Annotated in this window: 20 protein-coding genes and 1 riboswitch; of the genes, 14 read left to right on the top strand and 6 right to left on the bottom strand. The window is 39.0% G+C overall.

All coding sequences use genetic code 11. The features are described from left to right. Positions 1 to 19: 19 nt before the first annotated feature. Positions 20 to 505, bottom strand: coding sequence for a winged helix DNA-binding protein (locus tag IEU71_RS06390; RefSeq protein WP_004910159.1), 486 nt, complete (start codon positions 503 to 505; stop codon positions 20 to 22). 95 nt (positions 506 to 600) lie between these two features. Here IEU71_RS06390 and IEU71_RS10200 point away from each other — a divergent pair, with 95 nt between their 5' ends. From IEU71_RS10200 to IEU71_RS06380, 3 genes are all read left to right on the top strand, one after another. Next, a complete protein-coding gene (locus tag IEU71_RS10200) occupies positions 601 to 981 on the top strand; it encodes a zinc-binding alcohol dehydrogenase family protein (RefSeq protein WP_004910154.1) in 381 nt (126 codons plus the stop codon). Between the two features lie 15 nt (positions 982 to 996). Continuing rightward, on the top strand, positions 997 to 1,548 hold the full coding sequence (locus tag IEU71_RS10195) for a zinc-binding dehydrogenase (protein ID WP_004910152.1): 552 nt from the start codon (positions 997 to 999) through the stop codon (positions 1,546 to 1,548). 234 nt (positions 1,549 to 1,782) lie between these two features. Next, the gene (locus IEU71_RS06380; RefSeq protein ID WP_004910148.1) at positions 1,783 to 2,748 is read left to right on the top strand and encodes a GRP family sugar transporter; all 966 of its coding nucleotides are present in this window, start codon (positions 1,783 to 1,785) and stop codon (positions 2,746 to 2,748) included. A 135-nt stretch (positions 2,749 to 2,883) separates the two neighbouring features. Here IEU71_RS06380 and IEU71_RS06375 read toward each other — a convergent pair whose 3' ends face one another. Then, complete coding sequence (locus tag IEU71_RS06375) at positions 2,884 to 3,390, bottom strand: MarR family winged helix-turn-helix transcriptional regulator (protein WP_004910145.1); 507 nt, start codon at positions 3,388 to 3,390, stop codon at positions 2,884 to 2,886. A gap of 118 nt (positions 3,391 to 3,508) precedes the next feature. On the opposite strand from IEU71_RS06375, the gene IEU71_RS06370 reads away from it, so the two are divergent. Continuing rightward, complete coding sequence (locus IEU71_RS06370) at positions 3,509 to 4,450, top strand: daunorubicin resistance protein DrrA family ABC transporter ATP-binding protein (protein WP_004910142.1); 942 nt, start codon at positions 3,509 to 3,511, stop codon at positions 4,448 to 4,450. Positions 4,451 to 4,461: 11 nt separating this feature from the next. Continuing rightward, positions 4,462 to 5,235 carry an ABC transporter permease gene (locus tag IEU71_RS06365; protein WP_004910139.1) on the top strand — a complete coding sequence of 258 codons (774 nt, stop codon included), beginning with the start codon at positions 4,462 to 4,464 and terminating at the stop codon, positions 5,233 to 5,235. A 41-nt stretch (positions 5,236 to 5,276) separates the two neighbouring features. On the opposite strand, the gene greA is transcribed toward IEU71_RS06365, so the two are convergent. The 3 genes from greA to IEU71_RS06350 all read right to left on the bottom strand — a co-directional run bounded on the left by greA (position 5,277) and on the right by IEU71_RS06350 (position 9,145). Beyond that, positions 5,277 to 5,759, bottom strand: a complete 483-nt coding sequence (gene greA / locus IEU71_RS06360; RefSeq protein ID WP_004910137.1) for a transcription elongation factor GreA — start codon at positions 5,757 to 5,759, stop codon at positions 5,277 to 5,279. A gap of 57 nt (positions 5,760 to 5,816) precedes the next feature. Further along, positions 5,817 to 8,426: a YfhO family protein gene (locus IEU71_RS06355; RefSeq protein ID WP_004910132.1), complete on the bottom strand. Its 2,610-nt coding sequence runs from the start codon at positions 8,424 to 8,426 to the stop codon at positions 5,817 to 5,819. 101 nt (positions 8,427 to 8,527) lie between these two features. Beyond that, positions 8,528 to 9,145, bottom strand: a complete 618-nt coding sequence (locus IEU71_RS06350) for an NAD(P)H-binding protein (RefSeq protein ID WP_004910128.1) — start codon at positions 9,143 to 9,145, stop codon at positions 8,528 to 8,530. 61 nt (positions 9,146 to 9,206) lie between these two features. On the opposite strand from IEU71_RS06350, the gene IEU71_RS06345 reads away from it, so the two are divergent. From IEU71_RS06345 to thiE, 8 genes are all read left to right on the top strand, one after another. Continuing rightward, positions 9,207 to 10,358 carry an ATP-binding protein gene (locus tag IEU71_RS06345; RefSeq protein WP_004910125.1) on the top strand — a complete coding sequence of 384 codons (1,152 nt, stop codon included), beginning with the start codon at positions 9,207 to 9,209 and terminating at the stop codon, positions 10,356 to 10,358. Continuing rightward, complete coding sequence (locus tag IEU71_RS06340; protein ID WP_004910122.1) at positions 10,355 to 11,512, top strand: vWA domain-containing protein; 1,158 nt, start codon at positions 10,355 to 10,357, stop codon at positions 11,510 to 11,512. Before IEU71_RS06345 ends, IEU71_RS06340 begins: the two co-directional genes overlap by 4 nt. Then, complete coding sequence (locus IEU71_RS06335; protein ID WP_004910121.1) at positions 11,509 to 11,799, top strand: hypothetical protein; 291 nt, start codon at positions 11,509 to 11,511, stop codon at positions 11,797 to 11,799. Before IEU71_RS06340 ends, IEU71_RS06335 begins: the two co-directional genes overlap by 4 nt. Beyond that, on the top strand, positions 11,796 to 12,302 hold the full coding sequence (locus IEU71_RS06330) for a hypothetical protein (protein WP_004910118.1): 507 nt from the start codon (positions 11,796 to 11,798) through the stop codon (positions 12,300 to 12,302). The genes IEU71_RS06335 and IEU71_RS06330 overlap by 4 nt, the downstream gene beginning before the upstream one ends. A gap of 38 nt (positions 12,303 to 12,340) precedes the next feature. Continuing rightward, positions 12,341 to 12,429: riboswitch (TPP riboswitch) on the top strand. A gap of 87 nt (positions 12,430 to 12,516) precedes the next feature. Then, positions 12,517 to 13,077 (top strand): TenA family protein, encoded by a 561-nt coding sequence (locus IEU71_RS06325; RefSeq protein WP_004910115.1) that lies wholly within the window; start codon positions 12,517 to 12,519, stop codon positions 13,075 to 13,077. Continuing rightward, on the top strand, positions 13,077 to 13,853 hold the full coding sequence (gene thiM, locus IEU71_RS06320; protein WP_004910113.1) for a hydroxyethylthiazole kinase: 777 nt from the start codon (positions 13,077 to 13,079) through the stop codon (positions 13,851 to 13,853). Before IEU71_RS06325 ends, thiM begins: the two co-directional genes overlap by 1 nt. Then, complete coding sequence (gene thiD, locus IEU71_RS06315; RefSeq protein WP_004910112.1) at positions 13,850 to 14,683, top strand: bifunctional hydroxymethylpyrimidine kinase/phosphomethylpyrimidine kinase; 834 nt, start codon at positions 13,850 to 13,852, stop codon at positions 14,681 to 14,683. Before thiM ends, thiD begins: the two co-directional genes overlap by 4 nt. After that, a complete protein-coding gene (thiE, locus tag IEU71_RS06310) occupies positions 14,673 to 15,311 on the top strand; it encodes a thiamine phosphate synthase (protein WP_004910110.1) in 639 nt (212 codons plus the stop codon). Before thiD ends, thiE begins: the two co-directional genes overlap by 11 nt. A 53-nt stretch (positions 15,312 to 15,364) precedes the next feature. Here the strand turns inward: thiE and IEU71_RS06305 are convergent, their stop codons facing one another. Further along, a complete protein-coding gene (locus IEU71_RS06305) occupies positions 15,365 to 17,176 on the bottom strand; it encodes a M3 family oligoendopeptidase (protein WP_004910109.1) in 1,812 nt (603 codons plus the stop codon). Between the two features lie 191 nt (positions 17,177 to 17,367). On the opposite strand from IEU71_RS06305, the gene IEU71_RS06300 reads away from it, so the two are divergent. Further along, complete coding sequence (locus tag IEU71_RS06300; protein WP_004910106.1) at positions 17,368 to 18,297, top strand: alpha/beta hydrolase; 930 nt, start codon at positions 17,368 to 17,370, stop codon at positions 18,295 to 18,297. The last annotated feature ends 91 nt before the right edge of the window (positions 18,298 to 18,388 follow it).

The raw sequence follows: 18,388 nt of genomic DNA, 5'->3' as shown, positions 1-18,388 counted from the left end.
CCGAATTTTGGCAGTTTTTTTAAATATGTTGACGTGCAGCAATTAATTTAGATACTACCTCGAGCATAGTATTGATTTCTTGCTCGGTATATTCCTCAAGAATTTTTTGTTCATTGGTTGAAATACGTTGATGAAGCTCAAGATGTAAACGGCCTAATTCTTCTCCTAAGTTAGTTAAACGTAAAGAAATCTCTTTTTTGTTATCTTGAGGATGAAATTTCTCGATTAAAGTTAATTGAGCAAGATGATTAACATATCTTGACAACATACCTTGTGACAAATTAGATGTCTGTTGTAAGATTTTAAAAGTGGTGACGTTCCCGTTGACTACCAGTTGACTCAAAATTTGTAATTCAGAATGTGTGAAACGTTTTTGTGTGGCAATGAAATCCCGTGATTGTTCAGAACGAGCGTGCTTTAAAAACCATTGTTGTTCTGCGTCGTCTTCACTATGACTGTCTCGTAAAAGTTGTTTTATTTTTTCGAATTGTTGCTGTTTTTCCATTTTAATTACCTGTAATAAATATTGACTTTAAAATACTTAAGTTATATACTTATTTTACATTACCGGTAAACAAAAAACAAATGGAGATAATTACTATGAAAGCATCAGTTGTAAGAGATTTTAAACAAGGGCCACAATATGAAAAAAATTTTTCCGAACCAAACATTGATGAAAATCAAGTGATGATTGACGTGACGGCATCGGCTTTGTCAAATCGTGCTCGCGGTGACGCGACAGGCACTCATTATGCTGCAGAAGGTATTTTGCCAATGGTACCAGGCGTTGATGGCGTTGGTTTATTGCCGACTGGTGAGAAAGTATTTTTTGTTGGTAACGGTGGATTTGCTGAAAAGGTTGCGATTAAAAAAGGGCATTGGGTCGGCGTACCAATGCAACTAGATGATCAAAAAATCGCTGGTATGATGAATCCTGCTTTGTCGTCATGGATGGCCTTGAAATATCGTGCTCATTTTTAAAAAGGACAAAGTGTTATGATTTTAGGTGCAACTGGTAATGCAGGAATGCTGGCCGTACAAATTGCCAAACGTATGGGAGCAACCGAAATCATCGCAGTTGGACGGAATCAAGATAAACTAGAAGCACTGTTAGATTTAGGCGCTACTGCAACAATACGTCTCACGGATGATGTCAAAGCTTATCAAAATCAATTAGCAGTAGCTGGGCGGCAGGTTGATGTTGTCTTGGATTACCTTTGGGGTGACATTACCGCCAACGCAATGAAAGCTATTATTCCAAATAGAACACATGATGAGCAAGAACTGAAATGGGTTGAAATTGGTAGTATTGCTGGGCAAGCGGCACCCATCCCAGGCGCAGCATTTAGAGCTGTTAAGCTACAATTGATTGGTTCGGGACAAGGATCGGTTGGTGTTAAAGATCTGATTCAATCTTTCAATGAAATTATTGCAGCTGAAGTGAGTCAGCCATTCGTTTTCACTGTTAAAACAGTTGGTCTATCAGAAATTGAAAAATATTGGGCAATTTCTAGTCCTGAAAGATTGGTTTTTGTACCAAATAATTAATCAATCGATAATACTATCAAATATTAATTAGTCGCAAATTCACCTTAAAACGTAGGTATTATGCGTCTTTTTTTGTGGTTGAACGTTAATTGCGATGAAAGGCACAATATCAACGATGAAAACGTTTACAGAAATTAAATTGTAGGCTTGTGTAAACGTTTTCACTAGTGTACAATTAGTAGTGTTAAAAATGATGATTTAAAGCATCACAAATAAGAAGGAGTTTTATCAGTTATGAACGCAGCGATTTTACTGGCTTTGGTGCCAGCATTGGCATGGGGATCAGTTGGACTAGTCAATACAAAAATGGGCGGAACCGCAGGGCAACAAACATTAGGCATGACTTTTGGTGCTTTAATATTTGGATTAGCCACCATGTTTTTCTTTGTGATGCCACGTCACATTGAACTCAATAGTCATATTTGGGTTGTCGGCGTTGTTTCTGGACTTGTCTGGGCAGTTGGAACCGCAGGTCAATTTTTGGCAATTAAAGACTTAGGGGTATCATTAGCTATCCCTTTGTCAACCGCAGGTCAAATTGTGACTAATGCGTTGATGGCTGCAGCTGTTCTGGGTGAATGGAAGACTGGCAAAATGTGGGCGATTGGTGCAGTTTCAATCATCGCTGTTGTTATTGGCGCTACATTGATCTCAGCGCGTGATAAAGCTAAAAATAGTGAGGGCATTGAAGCAGAAGAGAGAACTAAAAGTATGACCAAGGGGTTGATTTATTTGGCAATCTCAACGGCCGGATTCATGTTTTACTTTGTTTTGCCTAACTTTTTGAACAAAATCGGCTATATTTCAGATGCTATCAAGGCGCGTGGCAATGGTGTTGACTATATGACAGCAATTGTTGGTCCACAATCAATTGGACAAGTAATTGGTGCTTTCTTGATTGTGATATTTGTCTTGAAAGAATCTGAAATTATGTTTAAGTTGTCAACTTGGAAAAACATTTTGACAGGTCTAGTTTGGGCAACTGGTAATATTTTCATGTTCATTTCTGCTGCAAATCCTGATATTGGTCAAACAATTGCAACGACGTTTTCTCAATTAGGTATCATCGTGGGTACTTTTGGTGGTATTTATTTGTTGGGTGAGAAGAAGTCAAGCTATCAAATGAAGCTGATTGCGATTGGTACAATATTAGTTGTTATTGGCGCTATCATCATTGGTAATATTAATAGTTTCGCGTAAAAAAATAAACGGGCAAACATTGTTTGCCCGTTTTTTAGTACAAAAATATGTGTATTTCGTTTGCTTGGTAAAAAAACCATATCAATAAATTAAGTCATTGTTGATGCGCTTGATAAAAATGAGGCATGCTGGCAATTACTTTTTATATTGTTTTAAATACCGGTTTGCTAGTAATTTATGGAATTTAACGCCAAGTGTTGGATTAGCCTTATCAATATCTTCATACATAGCAGCAATAATTTTGGTCATTAACCGATTGAATTGGTCCATTTCTTCATTTGATAAGACGGTTATGAATTTTGGTACTTCTTGAAAAGAAGATTCAATTTCCTCTCGTCCTTTTGTCGTTAAGCTAACAAGATTGATTCGTCTATCTTTTTCAGATTTGCTCAATGATACTAAATCACGCTTGGCTAATTTTGAAACAAATTCACCCGTAGATTGTGGTGAGATTTCAAGTCGTGACGAAATTTGGCTTTGAGATAAATGATCTTCATCTGCTAAAGCAAGTAATACCTTTCCTTGACCTTCTACTGTCAGTCTTGGTTTGACGTCTTGCACGATATCGTCATATATTTTTGTTAATTGTTCGTATTCGGCTAATTTTCCGGCAATTAATTCTGACTTGATTTTGCGTTCCATAATTGATGTTAACCTCCGCTCAATTATTTTAGTATACACTATTCTACTTGACAAATTAATCAGGGGACCTTACAATAATAATCAAGGGCCCCTGATTAAATGTAGTGAGGTATATGTTATGGAAAATGAAGTAGCGATAAGCGTTAAAAACATTTCAAAAAAATTTGGACAACATGTTGCAGTCAATGATATTAGTTTTGATGTGAAAAAAGGTGAAATTTTTGGATTACTTGGTCCAAATGGTGCTGGTAAGTCCACTTTAATTAATATGATGACTACACTTATGCAACCAGACCAAGGTGAAATTATGATTAATGGTTTGAATACAATTTCTCAAAGTCGTCAGGTGAGATCACAGTTTAGTGTTACTGGGCAAAGTGCAACAATTGATAGAGAACTCAGTGCACGAGAAAATTTGTTTTTATTTGGTAGATTAAACGGATTAAATCGTGATTCTGCACATCAACGTTCAGAAGAATTACTAGTTGATTTTGACTTAGTTCAGTCGGCAGATCATTCTGTTTCAACATTTTCTGGTGGGATGTTACGACGATTAGACTTAGCCATTAGTCTGATCGGTAATCCCAGTATTTTATTTTTGGATGAACCCACAACGGGGCTTGATCCGAGAACACGTACACAAATGTGGGTAGCAATTCAAAAATTAGTAAAAAATGGCACCACGGTTCTTTTGACCACTCAATATTTGGAAGAGGCTGATCAGTTAGCGGACAGAATTGCATTGATTGATCACGGTAGGTTAATAGCTGAGGATAAACCAAGTGAATTGAAAAAGCTTGTCGGTGGATTGCAGCTGAAAGTGACTGTTGAGCAGAATGAGTCAGTCATTCCAACGCAAAGTATCATTGAAAAAGTTTTAGGAAAAACAGTTAATGTTGAAAATAGAAATCTAACCGTTATATTAGACAATAATGCTTTTAACAAAGTGTCTGAAATTTTGGACAAAATCCTAGCATCTAAAATCATGCTAAGCAGTTTTAAAATTGATGCACCATCTTTAGATGAAGTATTTTTATCAATGACAGTGGGTAAAAATTGAGGAGATATATCATGAAAAATCAACAAAAAGCCAGTATTATGAGCACAACTTTAACAATGGCACATCGGAATTTGCTCAAGACGTGGCATAATCCAGATAATCTGAGTGATGTTATTATTCAACCAATTATCTTCACACTTTTGTTTGGATTTCTTTTCGGCGGTGTGATTGCTGGAAGTGTGCATGCGTATTTGCCAATGCTTGTGTCTGGTATCTTGATTCAAAGCATTCTAAATGCGGCAGCGGGATCGGGTCAGCAATTGCGAGAGGACATTAATAGTGGCATTTTTGATAGATTTAAAACTCTACCAATTTCTGCATTTGTTCCGCTAGCTGGTCAACTTATTGGTGACGCACTTCGATTGTTGTTGTCCGGTTTGATTTCCTTAGGAACAGCGTTTGCAATTGGATGGCGGCCCTCTGTCAATCTAATAATGATTGCTTGTGTCTTAATTTTAGCAATATTTATTGGATGGTCAACTTCTTGGATCTTTGTTTTGATTGGTCTATTAGTAAAAAATGCAGAATTGATAGGAAGCCTTTCCATGATCATTATATTGGTGATGACATTCCTATCAAATGCCGTTATTCCAATCAGGACATTGCCATTATTTTTACAAAGCATTGTGCAATTGAATCCTGTGACCATAACGATTAGTGCTATTCGGGCAATCATGAAAACAGGTTACTGGAATACTGAAGCAACGCTGGTTATCATTAGTGGTATTATCATCATTGCGATTTTTATGCCATTGTCTCTCATGGTGTATCGCAAAAACAATTAATCAACAAAAAAAAGAAAGCACGGCGCTTTCTTTTTTTATGGTTATTTTTTAACTTCTAAAATTTGAACATTAATGTTGATGCCGTTTGGAAGTGGCACAGCGACTGTGTCGTTGACCTTTTTACCAATTAATGCAGTTGCCATTGGTGATTCGTTTGAAATTTTACCAGCTAGTGGATCAGCCTCAACGGAACCTACAATTGTATAAGTTTCAGGTTCTTCATCAGGTAATTCTTTAAACGTAACGGTTTTACCTAGAGAAACTTCGTCCTCAGCAGTTGCGTTAGAATCAATGATTTCAACGTTTTCAAGCATCTTTTTAATGGTTTGAATGCGACCTTCAACAAAGGCTTGTTCATCTTTTGCTGATTGATATTCTGAATTTTCAGACAAGTCACCGTATGAACGCGCAATTTGGATACGTTTTGTAATTTCTGGGCGTTGATTAGCAATGAGGTCGTCTAATTCAGCTTGTAGCTTATCACGACCTTCAGTTGTCATTGGATATGTTTTTTCTTCTGACATAAGTGTTTTTCCTTTCAATTTGCGTGTTTTCTCGCAAAATATAACGAAAAAAGCATATCATGTGGTGACCTTTTTTGCAATAGATAAATTGCTAAATATTACTAATATAACTGTCGCAATGGTTGTGGTAGCAAGACCCAACCATAAAAATGGTGGGGTATAGGTCATAGATATTGTGTGCCGCCCTGGTTTTGTTTTAATGCCGATAAAATAGTTAGCCACTTTGTCGGCCTTAACGGTTTTGCCATCAACTGCTATATGCCACCCAGCAACAGAGGGAATGGTAGTCATAATCAATGGCTTTGTTGATGTCGTCGTGATTGTCCCCTGAATATGTCGTTCGGACCGTTTTGTGATTTTAAGGCTATTCTGCTTTAACTCGCTAGCATCGTCTGCAATGCGATTGTTATCGACATGATAGAGGGTGACGTTAGATAAGGCTAATGTTTGGGTATCTTTCATTCTAAATGTGATTGTCTGCAACTTGTTTTTGGCATTTGAATTAAGATTAACAATAACAGTGTGGCGATAAGAGCTAAATTGCGTAATGACCTTGCCGTTAATTAGGAGGTCAAAATTCTTAATATCCAGACCACTGCCAATGGTCAAATAGTAGCTATCATTAGTTGTTGGGGTAAATTGCAAGTCCAAACTAGCAGGTTGACTCGCATTTTGACGTGTTATGATCGCATTTGTAATCGTTGTTGGTGCTTTGACATTATGGCCAATGGCTTTTTGAAAATTATCTGTGTCAACTGGCGACGTTGAATCACCGGTTAAGCCTTGCCAAAGATTACCCTGATTTTGCAAAGGATTATTGTAAAGCATTTTGGTATTAAGCGCGCCAGAATTGGCTGCAAATGCTATGGGTAGGGCATTGTGATTCTGATAAATATTAGTAGTCGATGTTGTTGCTTTTAGACTGTAATTACTGGTGTCCGGACGAAAACCAATTAAATGTTGACTAGGTTGACCAGCATCACCACTGTCTTGCCCATTTGGGGTGATGATATATTTCATGCCCAGCAGTGCATCAGATAAGATACTGCCATTGCTATATACAACATAATTATCGCCGTCAGGTTGTCCAAAATTGCCAAAAAAAGTTGGCGTAGACTTTGGTAAAGCCGAGCTGAAATGGGCACCGCCATAATAATCAAACATCATGCCATCACCACGAGTGCGTTGAAATGTTTGCGCTACACGATACCAAGAGGTGTCTTTTTTTAGAAACTTTTTATCCGCTGTGAGTGCTTTAATCGTATTTTGATACTCTGTATTTGTTAAATAAGAAAAGTTGTCTAGCGTGAAAACGACATTTGCTGTGAGGGATAATAACGTTAAGCCAACTAAAATGGGTAGCCAAAATTTGTCATGAACTTTAAAAGTGAACTGCGCTAATGTTAGCAAGGCTAAGCCAATGAATAAAGTAATACTTGAACGATTGATGTAATTGATTTTAGCATCACTGAGTGTGGCATAAATAGCAATTGCACTAAATATGATTAACAAAGTAGTAATTGTCATCAGTCGTGGCCGCCAAGTTGGCTGCCAACTAATAGCAGCTAAATAAATGACAAAGAAACTAATCAAAAAACTGAAACGGTATGGATACCAAACTGGGTATTGAAAACCGTGGAATAGTAAAGTAAGTGGTGCCCAAGTAGTGGCTAATATTAAGAAGGCTAACAGTAAAAATGCCCCGATTTTGACGCGTAATTTAATAACACGTGTCGTGAAAAAAGCTATTAGTGTGATTAAAACGAAAGCACTTACATAAAAGTTTGCTTGCCCATTTTGCATCTGGTCAAAATTAAAACTACCCGGAATTAATTTAAACAAAAGATGTAAAGGATTGTTATCAAACTTGAAAGAAAAATCAGAATTGTACTGCGTTTTGCCTAATTTGAGCTGAAAATAAGTCGGTAAAATTATCCATGCTGATAGGCCGCCACCAATAGCTGAACTAATAATAAATCGTCTCAAAATTAGCCAACGATGTTTAATATTTGGCCAAGTCAAGCGCCAAGAAAAATACAACACGATAAAGATGGCGACCATATAGCCAATATAATAGTTACAAATAATACTGGCACCAAGCAGAAGGCTATATTGCCACCAAGATTGTTGATAAAACAAACGTTCAAGTGCCAAAATTACCAATGGCAGTAAAATGACGGTGTCGAGCCATAACAAATTTAAGTCGTTTGCAATGAACCAACCAGATAGTGCGTAGTTAACCGCGAACAAAGTGACATAGTAATGTTGTTGCAGGTGCAATTTTTGCAATAGATAAGCCATTGATAGGCCAGCTGCCCCAAATTTGAGCACAGTGACGAGTAGAATGGCGCTAGGGAGTGAGGCGTTAGGAACCATTAGAAAAATAAGGTTAAAAGGACTCATTAAATAATAAGCCCATTCACCCAGCATATCTCCGCCTAAGGCATTAGAAAATGAGTAAAAAAAGCTGCTAGGATGCTGCAGTAAGGTATGCTTGAATGCTGCAAATTGATCAATGTATTGTTGACCGAGATCTACTGTTAAAATTGAGCTGGTGCCAAATGGTGCCATGTGACGATAGGCAAAATAAGCTAACATAATCAGTAGGGGGATCCAAAAGCTGAGTGCTAATGGTGCCAGTGTGTAGCGTTTTAAAGTGTGTTTCATAAATGAGTGTTCCTAAAAATAATAACTTGCTAATAAAAAAGGGCAGAAAAATTTGCTTAGTCAAGGCAATTCATTCTGGAACCTTTTTATGATTATCAAGTTTAGTGAGTTGATGAAATTGCAACTGATTCAGCGATGTATTGGTCGGGATTGTTGATGAGTTGCGTGACAAATTCGGCGACACTGGTGCGTGTGATTGGCCCACCAATAATTTCTTCGTGTGGATCAGTTTGAAAGTTAAGTTGTTGCATCTTATTGTCATCGGTGAGTTCATTTGGCCTGATAATGGTGTAATCGAGTTGAGATGCTGTGATACGTTGCGCGGCAACAGCTTGATCGCCAATATAGCTGTTTTCGTTTTCGGGAGTACCTAAAATATTGCGCCACAAATCAGCTTGCTTAGGTGGCAACTCATTGTAAATGCCAATTGTTGCGATCCAAATCAGGCGAGACACCCCAGCAGTATGCATGGCATTGACCAACGCATTAGCCACATTTTTTTGACGGCCTTCGGCACCAATATTGGCGTAGACAATGTCAATATCTTTTAATGCCGTCACCAAATCAGCTTCATTTGCTGCATCTAGCTTGGTAATATGTTGGGCTGGTTTGGCGTGAAGAGAGGTGAGCTTTAATTGTGTGTCGGTATTGGCTAACATAGTAACCACTAATTTGGCAATTTGACCATTAGCACCGAGAATTAGAATTTTTTTTGTCATATCTTCATTTTAGCATGATTGTTTGGATTGCGGTAAAATATAGTTAGGAATGAGGTTCATTATGAGTTTAACTTATCAACAATTATTAACGGCAGTCCCACTGATATTACGAGGCGGTAATGTGCCTAATATTGTTGGAGAAGCAGGCATTGGCAAGTCTGCTTTAGTGAGCGATGTGGCAAAGCAAATGAATGCGCAATTGTTTACAACGGTGGTTTCTCTGTCAGAAAAAGGCGATTTGGCGATTCCAATACCGCCCTTGACTGAAAGCGCGTTTTTGCAAACTAAACATTATGGGCAACTTGCTGACGTTAAATTTGGCTACACACATACGCTGATTCAAATTATTCAGCATGCTGAAGCGGTACCGAGTCAACCAATTATTTGGTTTTTAGATGAATTCAATCGTGGTTCACAAGCTGTTCAGGCCGAACTCATGAATTTAGTGTTACAACGACAGATTAATGATCTAGTTTTGCCCGAAAATGTTTTCCTTATTTTGGCAGAAAATCCAGATGATAGTATGCATGGATTTGAGACATCTGAATACGCGGTGCAAACTTCTGATGCCGCAATTAAGGATCGGACAACAAGATTAGTGATGAGCGTATCAGTGAAAGATTGGTTAGCATGGGCTGCTAAAGGGGATCAACGGCCCAATATTCATGATTTGGTGCGCAGGTTTATCGCTGAAAATGCTAGTTTGTTGTATCCTGACGTGCGTGAAGTTGATTTGAATCCAACCCCACGTGCTTGGCAACGTGTGTCGGATGATCTTTTTGAATTGCTTAGGCTATCTAATCGTCAGCAAGAAGATTTGTTATTTGATATTGTGGCGGGTGATTTAGGTCAAGTAGTGGCAACACAATTTGTTCGATTTGTACGCGAACAAACGCCTAGCTTAACTGCCGAAGAAGTCTTTGACTCAAAACCAGACGGACCTAAAGTACCTTTAACCATTCGTTCCAAATTTGAAAGCTATTCAGAAATTCAAAAAATGACAGTGATGAAAACATTGTTATTGACGGCAGATATGACACACGATAATAACGCTGCACGTTTTAGTGAATTACTACAATTGGTGGCACCAGATGGGCAATATGCACTGGTTAAGCAAATGACAAATGCTCCAATTTTAGATAATTTATACAATTCAGAAGAACACTATGCAAACGTGTTGTATCAACAAATTATGGACATTGCGACCAGATGATAACAAAGGATGAAACGGATAATTTAATATTAGGTGGTATTAAAACCTTACTCGATGTTTCACCACTATATGGCAACATTGTCATGAATTTAACCCGCGAAATGAACCTGTTAGCACCGCATCCTTTGGCATTAAAATGGCAAAATCATCGTTGGTACTTAGTAATCAATCCAGCACGTTTAACGGAAAATTTCAGCACATATAATCAGATTGCTGCTGCATTGGCACATGAATCACTGCATGTTATTTGGGAACACCCAGTTCGCTATGCTGCAACGCACCAAGCAAAATCAGTTGTTGATCTAGGGACTGATGTGGCGATTAATCAATATTTACCTAAGGAATTAGGTGAGTTACCAACGGCTGTGACTTTGCAAATGTTGTTTGATGTGTACGGCGAATGGTTTGCGCCTTATCAAGATTCGCAAACTTATATTGATTTAATCAGTCGTTTTGAAGATGATATGCCTGCTCATGGTGACGTCGACGGCCACGGTGATTGGGCGAGTGTTGGCGATGAGTCTGATGAGGCTAAATCGGCACTTGAACAAGTCATTCGCCAAGCCAATGAAGATGCACAAAAATCTGGGCGAGGTCACTTGGCTAGTGCTGTCATACAACAGATTTCCGCGGTGGTGGTGCCTAAAAAAAATTGGCGTCAAATCCTCAAAACAGGGGTAAGCCAAGTACCTAATCAAAAGCAACCATCACGTGCACGATTTAATCGGCGCCAAGCCTATCGAATGGACTTATTTGGTGAAATTAGTACGTACGAAAATGAAATTTTGGTATTTGTCGACAATTCGGCTTCTATTAGTGATAGACTAGTGGGTAAATTCCTAGCCAATGTGATGCAAATAACACAACAATTTGATGCTAAAGTCCGCGTGTTTTCATTTGATACAGCAGTTGAAGTGATTAAAAATATCAATCATTGGCAGCGCCGTGCTGGCGGGGGAACGGCATTTCAAAGTATTTTTGACTATCTCGATAAACAAAAAACACCTCGTGAGACGACAACAGTGATTATCCTAACTGATGGTGACGGTGAAACATCACCGATTATGTCACAGTATCGTCGTGTTTATTGGATACTGCCAGAAGAGCAACAACTCAGTTTGCCTAATCAAATTGGAAAGGTGTTGACCCTATGAAATTAAATCCAACAGATCTGAGTAGTTTTATTGCCAAAGACAATCGGTTCAAAAGAGCTGAAGCATTATTAACTGATCAATGGGAATCACTGTTGCTGAGCGAGCCATGGGGCATGACGATGATGACACGTTCAGATATTGTCTATGCAAAAGCATTAGTTGCATCAGACGCTATGACACCCACAGTTGATCTGACAACGTTTAAAGGCGTCCAACAGTTTATTCAGCGTAATGCAGTTCGGCTTTCACCAGATGTCGTCACAATGTTAAAGGAGCCATTCTTATGAAAATTAATCTTGTACTTGCACCAGAACAGTCAGTTTCAGAATTATTAGCACTTCAAACAGCGAATCCAGACAACGTGTTTTACCTCGGCAAGGTATCACAATTGGCGGGTTCGAATGTTTTGATTTTGGATGCGCCAGAAATTGTCCAACAATTTCAACGGCCATTAGGCTTTGATAGTCGTTATATTAATGGTCAATTAACTGGCCGTGTGATTCATCAAATTGCCTTTCAGGCTAAAGATGATAATGATAAACTAATTGGTAAGTTAGTAAATGTTGCCGGTGTTGTGGCTCAAAATGATAATGGTAAAGCAGATTATATGTTGTGGACTTTTTGGCAAAATCACAGTCAATTAGCTGATTTTTTGAAAAGTACACAGTATCAGCAAATGATTAATTTGATGAAAAATCCCTACACAACGACTTACCAACGTGTTACAAGTGATTCGCAATTGTCACTGAAACATCAAATGAGAGATGTTGATCCTGAATGGTGGGGTTGATTATCTGGTGGCATTCGTTTACACTTATCTTGAAATGAATAAAATATCTGGGGTGCCGATTGGCTGAGAAATACCCATTGAACCTGATGACGTTAGTACGTACGCAGGGAGATATGTTGCATAAGCTAGTGTTTTTTAAATGTTGATTACTGGCCGTGAACGCATCTTCTTGGAGTGGGTTCGCGGCCTTTTTGTGTCCTATTATGGAGAAAACATGACCTCACTACAAACAATTAGAGAACAGTTTATGCCTCAAATCATGGCTGAGCCTTTCGTGAAAGCAATTGGTAATAACTCATTAACCAAGCATCAAGCAGATTATTATACGGCTCAAGATGCCAGTTATATCGAAGCTTTTATGCCTATCGTTGATCAAATTGATGAATCATTACATTTAACCAGACCGACAAGCGACGATGAGGGACAAGCACACCTTAGTCTAGTGGATGCTGTTGCCTCAAAGTCTTTAGATTTGGTTGGGCAATCCTATGTTAATCATATGCGTGCAGCAGCTCAAAAAGGTGCTATGTCAGCAATCATGGCAACCTTACCTTGTGTGGAATCCTATTATTTTATAGCTAAAGCACTGGCACATCAAACAAACAATGGTTGGCAGCAATATTACGCCAGTAAACAATATCATGATTTGGTAACCTATTACTGGCAGATTGTTGACCATTCAGACAGTCAACTAGATGTCGCTATTTTTGAAAAATCGTATCAATTTGAACTAAAATTTTGGCGGAATGCCTATGAAAAAGGGAGTCAATACTAATGACAATTAAAAATGTACGGACACAATCACCGCTTGTTCTGACTTATGCTAACTTTGTTACCCCACAATTCGTAGCCAATGTAGTGAATGTTATTGGTGCTTCGCCGCTTATGAGTCGCGAAGTTAGTGAATTTAATGATTTATGTCAAATTGCACATGCCGTTGTCATTAATATTGGTACGCTTAAGGCCAATGAATTATCAGATATTGTAACGCTCTCAAAGGTCGCTACTAACTTAGATAAACCTGTTATCTTGGATCCAGTTGCTGTTGCAGTACCTTTTCGTAGCAAGGCCGTGCAGACTTTGATGCGAGAAGGGCATGTTGATATTATTCGAGGTAACGCAGCGGAAATCGCGTGGTTTGCCGATATTGATTTTGACAGTCAAGGCATTGACGCCACTGGTAGTGGTGATGTAATTGCCATCGCACAATTAGCAGCGGAAAAGACTGGTGCCATAATTGCGTTAAGTGGTGCTAAAGATGTTATTAGCGATGGGCATCAAACTGCCGTCATTGAGACAGACGTGCCATTATTATCAACTAATGTGGGAACTGGTGATGCATTATCGTCCATGATTGGTGCTTTTGTGGCTGAATCACTCACTATGGAAAATGTCACGTACACGATGGCAACGTTTAAGTTAGCTGGCCTCAAAGCCAGCCATCAAATCACGACACCAGGTTTTTATAGTATGCAATTGCTAGATGAACTTGCTGCAATTACAAGTGAGGAAGTAGCGACATTTATGACTGAAAGTGTGCAATACTTATGAGCAATGAAACACCACAAGTATTAACAATCGCTGGTGCTGATAGTAGTGGCGGTGCTGGTATTAGCGCTGATTTAAAGACATTTGCTGCACAGGGTGTTTATGGTGCTAATGTGTTTGTCGCTTTAACAGCGCAAAATACATTGGGTGTTCAAGATGTTTTGATGACACCACCTGATATGATTTGGTCACAAATGCAATCAATCGCTGATGATTTAGCTATCAAAGCAACCAAAACTCGTATGCTCGGAAACGCAGAGACAGTAGCGCTTATTGCCAAAGGCTTGCAAAATTTTGATTTTGGTAAATATGTGTTAGATCCGGTAATGGTCGCGAAAGGTGGCGCAAAGTTGCTTAATCCTGATGCAGTGGCTGCCGTTAAAAGTTTATTGTTACCGCTAACAGAACTTGTAACGCCTAATATGCCAGAAGCTGAAATTTTAAGTGGTCAAGCGATTAATAATCGGCAAGACATGCAACGTGCAGCTAAGGCGATTCAAAAATTAGGCGCCAAAAATGTTTTATTGAAAGGAGGTCATGGGCAGTCATCACGTATTGAGGATTACGTCTTATTGGCTGATGGGACAGATTTCTGGTTGGCAAGTCAGCGGGTTCTTACGGAGCGTACCCACGGCACTGGGGACACTATTTCGGCAGCGATTACAGCACAATTAGCGCTTGGGAAAACTTTAGATGTGGCGATTTTGCATGGGAAAAGATACGTTGACGCCACAATTCGTGATGGCATTGCTGTTGGACACGGGCATGGGCCACTTAACCATGGGACCAAATTGGTGACAGAAGATACAGTTGAGGTACTTCATGACATTTAATCCGTTAATATTACGACGTTATTTTGTTTTAGGCACTCAAAATGTGGAAAACGAATCACAATTTTTTGATATTTTAACAACCGCTTTGAAATATGGTATTACTGCTTTTCAATATCGTGAAAAAGGTGATGGCGCATTAAAAGGCGCTGAAAAATATCGTGTGGCAGAGCGTGTACGCGACTTAACACGCCAGTATCACGTGCCTCTAATCATCGACGATGATATCCCATTAGCTCACCAAATTCACGCTGATGGTGTGCACTTTGGTCAAAAGGATGGTAATATCATTGAAAATGTGCGTGCTTGCAATGGTATGTTTGTTGGTGTGTCCGTGACGACGCAAGCTGATTTTCATCGTGTTCAAGGTGTATCGGGAATTGATTACATTGGTGTTGGACCAATATTTGCGACGAAGACAAAAGCTGATGCTAATCCACCAATTGGTCTCGAAGGCTTGAGACACATTAAAAGCATTAGTGATTGGCCAATCGTCGCTATTGGTGGTATTTCAAATCAAAATATAGATGATATTTATGCGACTGGTATCAATGGCGTGGCTGTTATTAGCATGATTAGTGCAGCTGATAACGTCGCAGACGCAGTGATAAAGTGGCAACAAAATTCATAAAGATTAAAAGAGGCTCAACATGTTTAACACGTTGGGCCTCTTTAATTTGATTTTTACTTTATAAATTGTTCAGATAGCGACAAAAATTCATCAATATCTTTTTTAACCAAATCAGCACCAGCTTGCCAGAAATCTGGCTTAGTCAGATCAACACCTAAATGTTTTTGAGCTAATTCTTCTGATGTCATATTTGCTGTGTCACGAAGCAACGCAATATATTTATCCTCGAAATTATCACCATCTTTTTGTGCTTGTGCATAAATACCGGCTGAAAAGAGATAACCGAAAGTGTACGGGAAATTATAAAATGGGACTGAATCAATAAAGAAGTGTAACTTTGAAGACCAGAAATGTGGGTGTCGCGTATCTAGCATACCATCAAAGGCGCTTTTTTGTGCTTCATCCATCAATTCGTTCAGTCGTTGCGGTGTGACAACACCATTTTGACGCTCCGTATAGAACGCATCTTCAAATAAGAAACGCGCATGAATGTTCAAGAACATGGCAATAGGATTAGTCATTTTGGCGTCTAACAAGACCACTTTTTCAGCATCAGTCGTTGCTACTTTTACGTTAGCGTCATTGACAATAAGTTCAGCGAAAGTGGAAGCTGTTTCAGCGACATTCATTGCATACGCATCACGCCAGAACGGCAAATCATTAAGTTGAGCAGAATGAAAAGCATGTCCCAACTCATGGGCAATCGTTGCGGCATCATTGACTGATCCAGTATAAGTTAGAAAAATGCGTGATTCATGTAAATCAGGGACAGATTCCATGTAGCCGCCCGGTTGTTTGCCAGGGCGGTTTTCAGATTCAATCCAATTATTTTCAAATGCCATTTTGGCAAAATCAGCCATTTTAGGTGAAAACTTACCAAATTGCGTGATAATAAATTGTGCTGCTTCATCGTAAGAGACTTCTTTAGGACTGTAATCACCGATGTTTGTGAGCGGTGCAACTTGATCTTGCCAACCCAATTGCGAGAGACCAAGCAAGGCTTTTTTACGGTCAAAGTAGGGCTTGAACATGCCTTTGTTGTTGTCAACAACATGCCACATCGCCTTTAAAGTTTCTTCAGACATGCGATTCATTTCCAAAGGTTGCTCTAAATAATTTTGACGCTGATGTGCTTTCTGATTAGTTAATCTGAATCCAGCCAAATGGTTAAGCGTGTCGGCAGTGAGGTTTTCTGCATTACCCCACATTTTCTCATAATTAGCCATAATATTGGCACGCGTCTCATTATTTGGTTCACCATCTAGCATATTAAGCGCTTGGCCGGCGGAAATTTGTCGTGTTTTGCCCGTTTCGTCAGTGTAGTTCATTGAGAGTGAAGCCGAAATGGTGTCATAGTGTTGGGACCATGCTTGCTGACCATCAAGATCAAATTGATTGATCAGCGACTCAGTGCTGTCATCCAAAAGGCGTTTGGCATCGGTACGTAGCTCTGTTAAATAGAAAGCAATTGGTGATAAGCGTTGTGTTTTAATGGCCGTAGCAAAGGTTGCATCATCTAATTGTAATAACAGCTTTTGGAAGCGGTTGAGTGGCGTTGAAAAAGCAACCCACAAGTTACCTAATTTATCAAAATGAGGTGCATAAACACTATTACCATAATCAACAGATGACCAACCATTAACGAAAATGCCAGCTGTGCCAATACCAGCACTAATTGTTTGTGCTAAATCAGCTAAGTTAGCTAATTGGTCGAAATCCTTATCATCAGATGCACGGTATGCGTCAACTTTTGTCGCGAAGTCTTGTGTTTGAGAAGTGATGAGTTCGTATTTTTGAGTGAGTTGCGGTGATGTGATACCACCCGGGAAAATACTTTCTAAATCCCAAGTTTGTGAATAAGACATGAATGAATACCTCAATTTATTTTTATCGTTACCTTATGATAACATTGTTTGAAAAAATTGGATATGTGAGATTATGAGGAGAATAACATGGCATTTTCTGAAAGGATTCAAAATAGGGGGAATCAACATATTTGCCCCCTATACAATTAAGTTGTAAAATAAAAAGATTGAATTCGAGGAGAATGTGAGTCATGAGAAGTGTCTATAAGTGGGTAATTGGTCTGGTAACCTTAGTCATGCTGTTATTATTATCAGCGTCTATGTATTTTTTTCATGTTGCAGAAGTTCGTAATCCCGCAGCAAATAAACCAGATGCACTTAGAACAAAATCCAGTCCTGTTTATGATTATGAGCACAAGTTTTTAGCACGTCATAAAACGACTTGGACGCAAAAAACTTCAGATGGGCTGACACTTGATGCTTGGTATGTGACAGCCAGTCAGCCGACAAATAAAACTGCAATTTTGGCACATGGTTGGCATAATAATAAAACAACGATGGCCATTTACGGCGAACTATTTCACGATCTTGGATATAATGTGTTGATTCCAGATAACCGTGCACATGGTGATTCACAGGGTAAATTAATTGGATACGGTTGGACGGATCGACGAGATTATATTGGTTGGATTAATCAGGTTCTAAAGAAAAATGGACAACAGTCTAATATTGTCATGTACGGTATGAGTATGGGTGCAGCAACTGTTGTTAATGTTTCTGGTGAACACGATTTGCCAAAACAAGTGAAAGCGTTTATCGAAGATTCGTCATATACTAGCGTTCTGGCAGAAGTGAAACATGAAGCCGGAGACATGTATGGCTTACCTTGGTTTCCTATTGTTAACATTGTATCTGGTATTTCCAAAGTGCGAGCTGGATACTCATATAGTGAGGCTAGTCCACTGAAACAGGTTGCGAAAAATAAACGACCAATGTTGTTCATTCATGGTGACAAAGATACTTTCGTACCCACACGTATGGTCTATCAGCTTTACGCGGCAACAAAGGGGCCAAAAAAGTTGTGGGTGACGAGTGGTTCAAAACATGTGCAAAGTTTTCCAGATCATCCCGTAGCTTATCGACAAAAAGTGACCAACTTTTTGAATCAGTATGACAAATAAAAACACAACTGTTTTGAAGTGAACCCCAATAGTTGGACAAAATAAAATTAATTAACTAACAGACTCAGTGGTGAGTTGTCGATATTGAACC

The organism is Leuconostoc falkenbergense (genome assembly GCF_014634805.1).
GTDB lineage: Bacteria > Bacillota > Bacilli > Lactobacillales > Lactobacillaceae > Leuconostoc > Leuconostoc falkenbergense.
The sequence above is the reverse complement of the archived record's forward strand: the minus strand, read 5'-3'. Positions and strand labels throughout refer to the sequence as shown.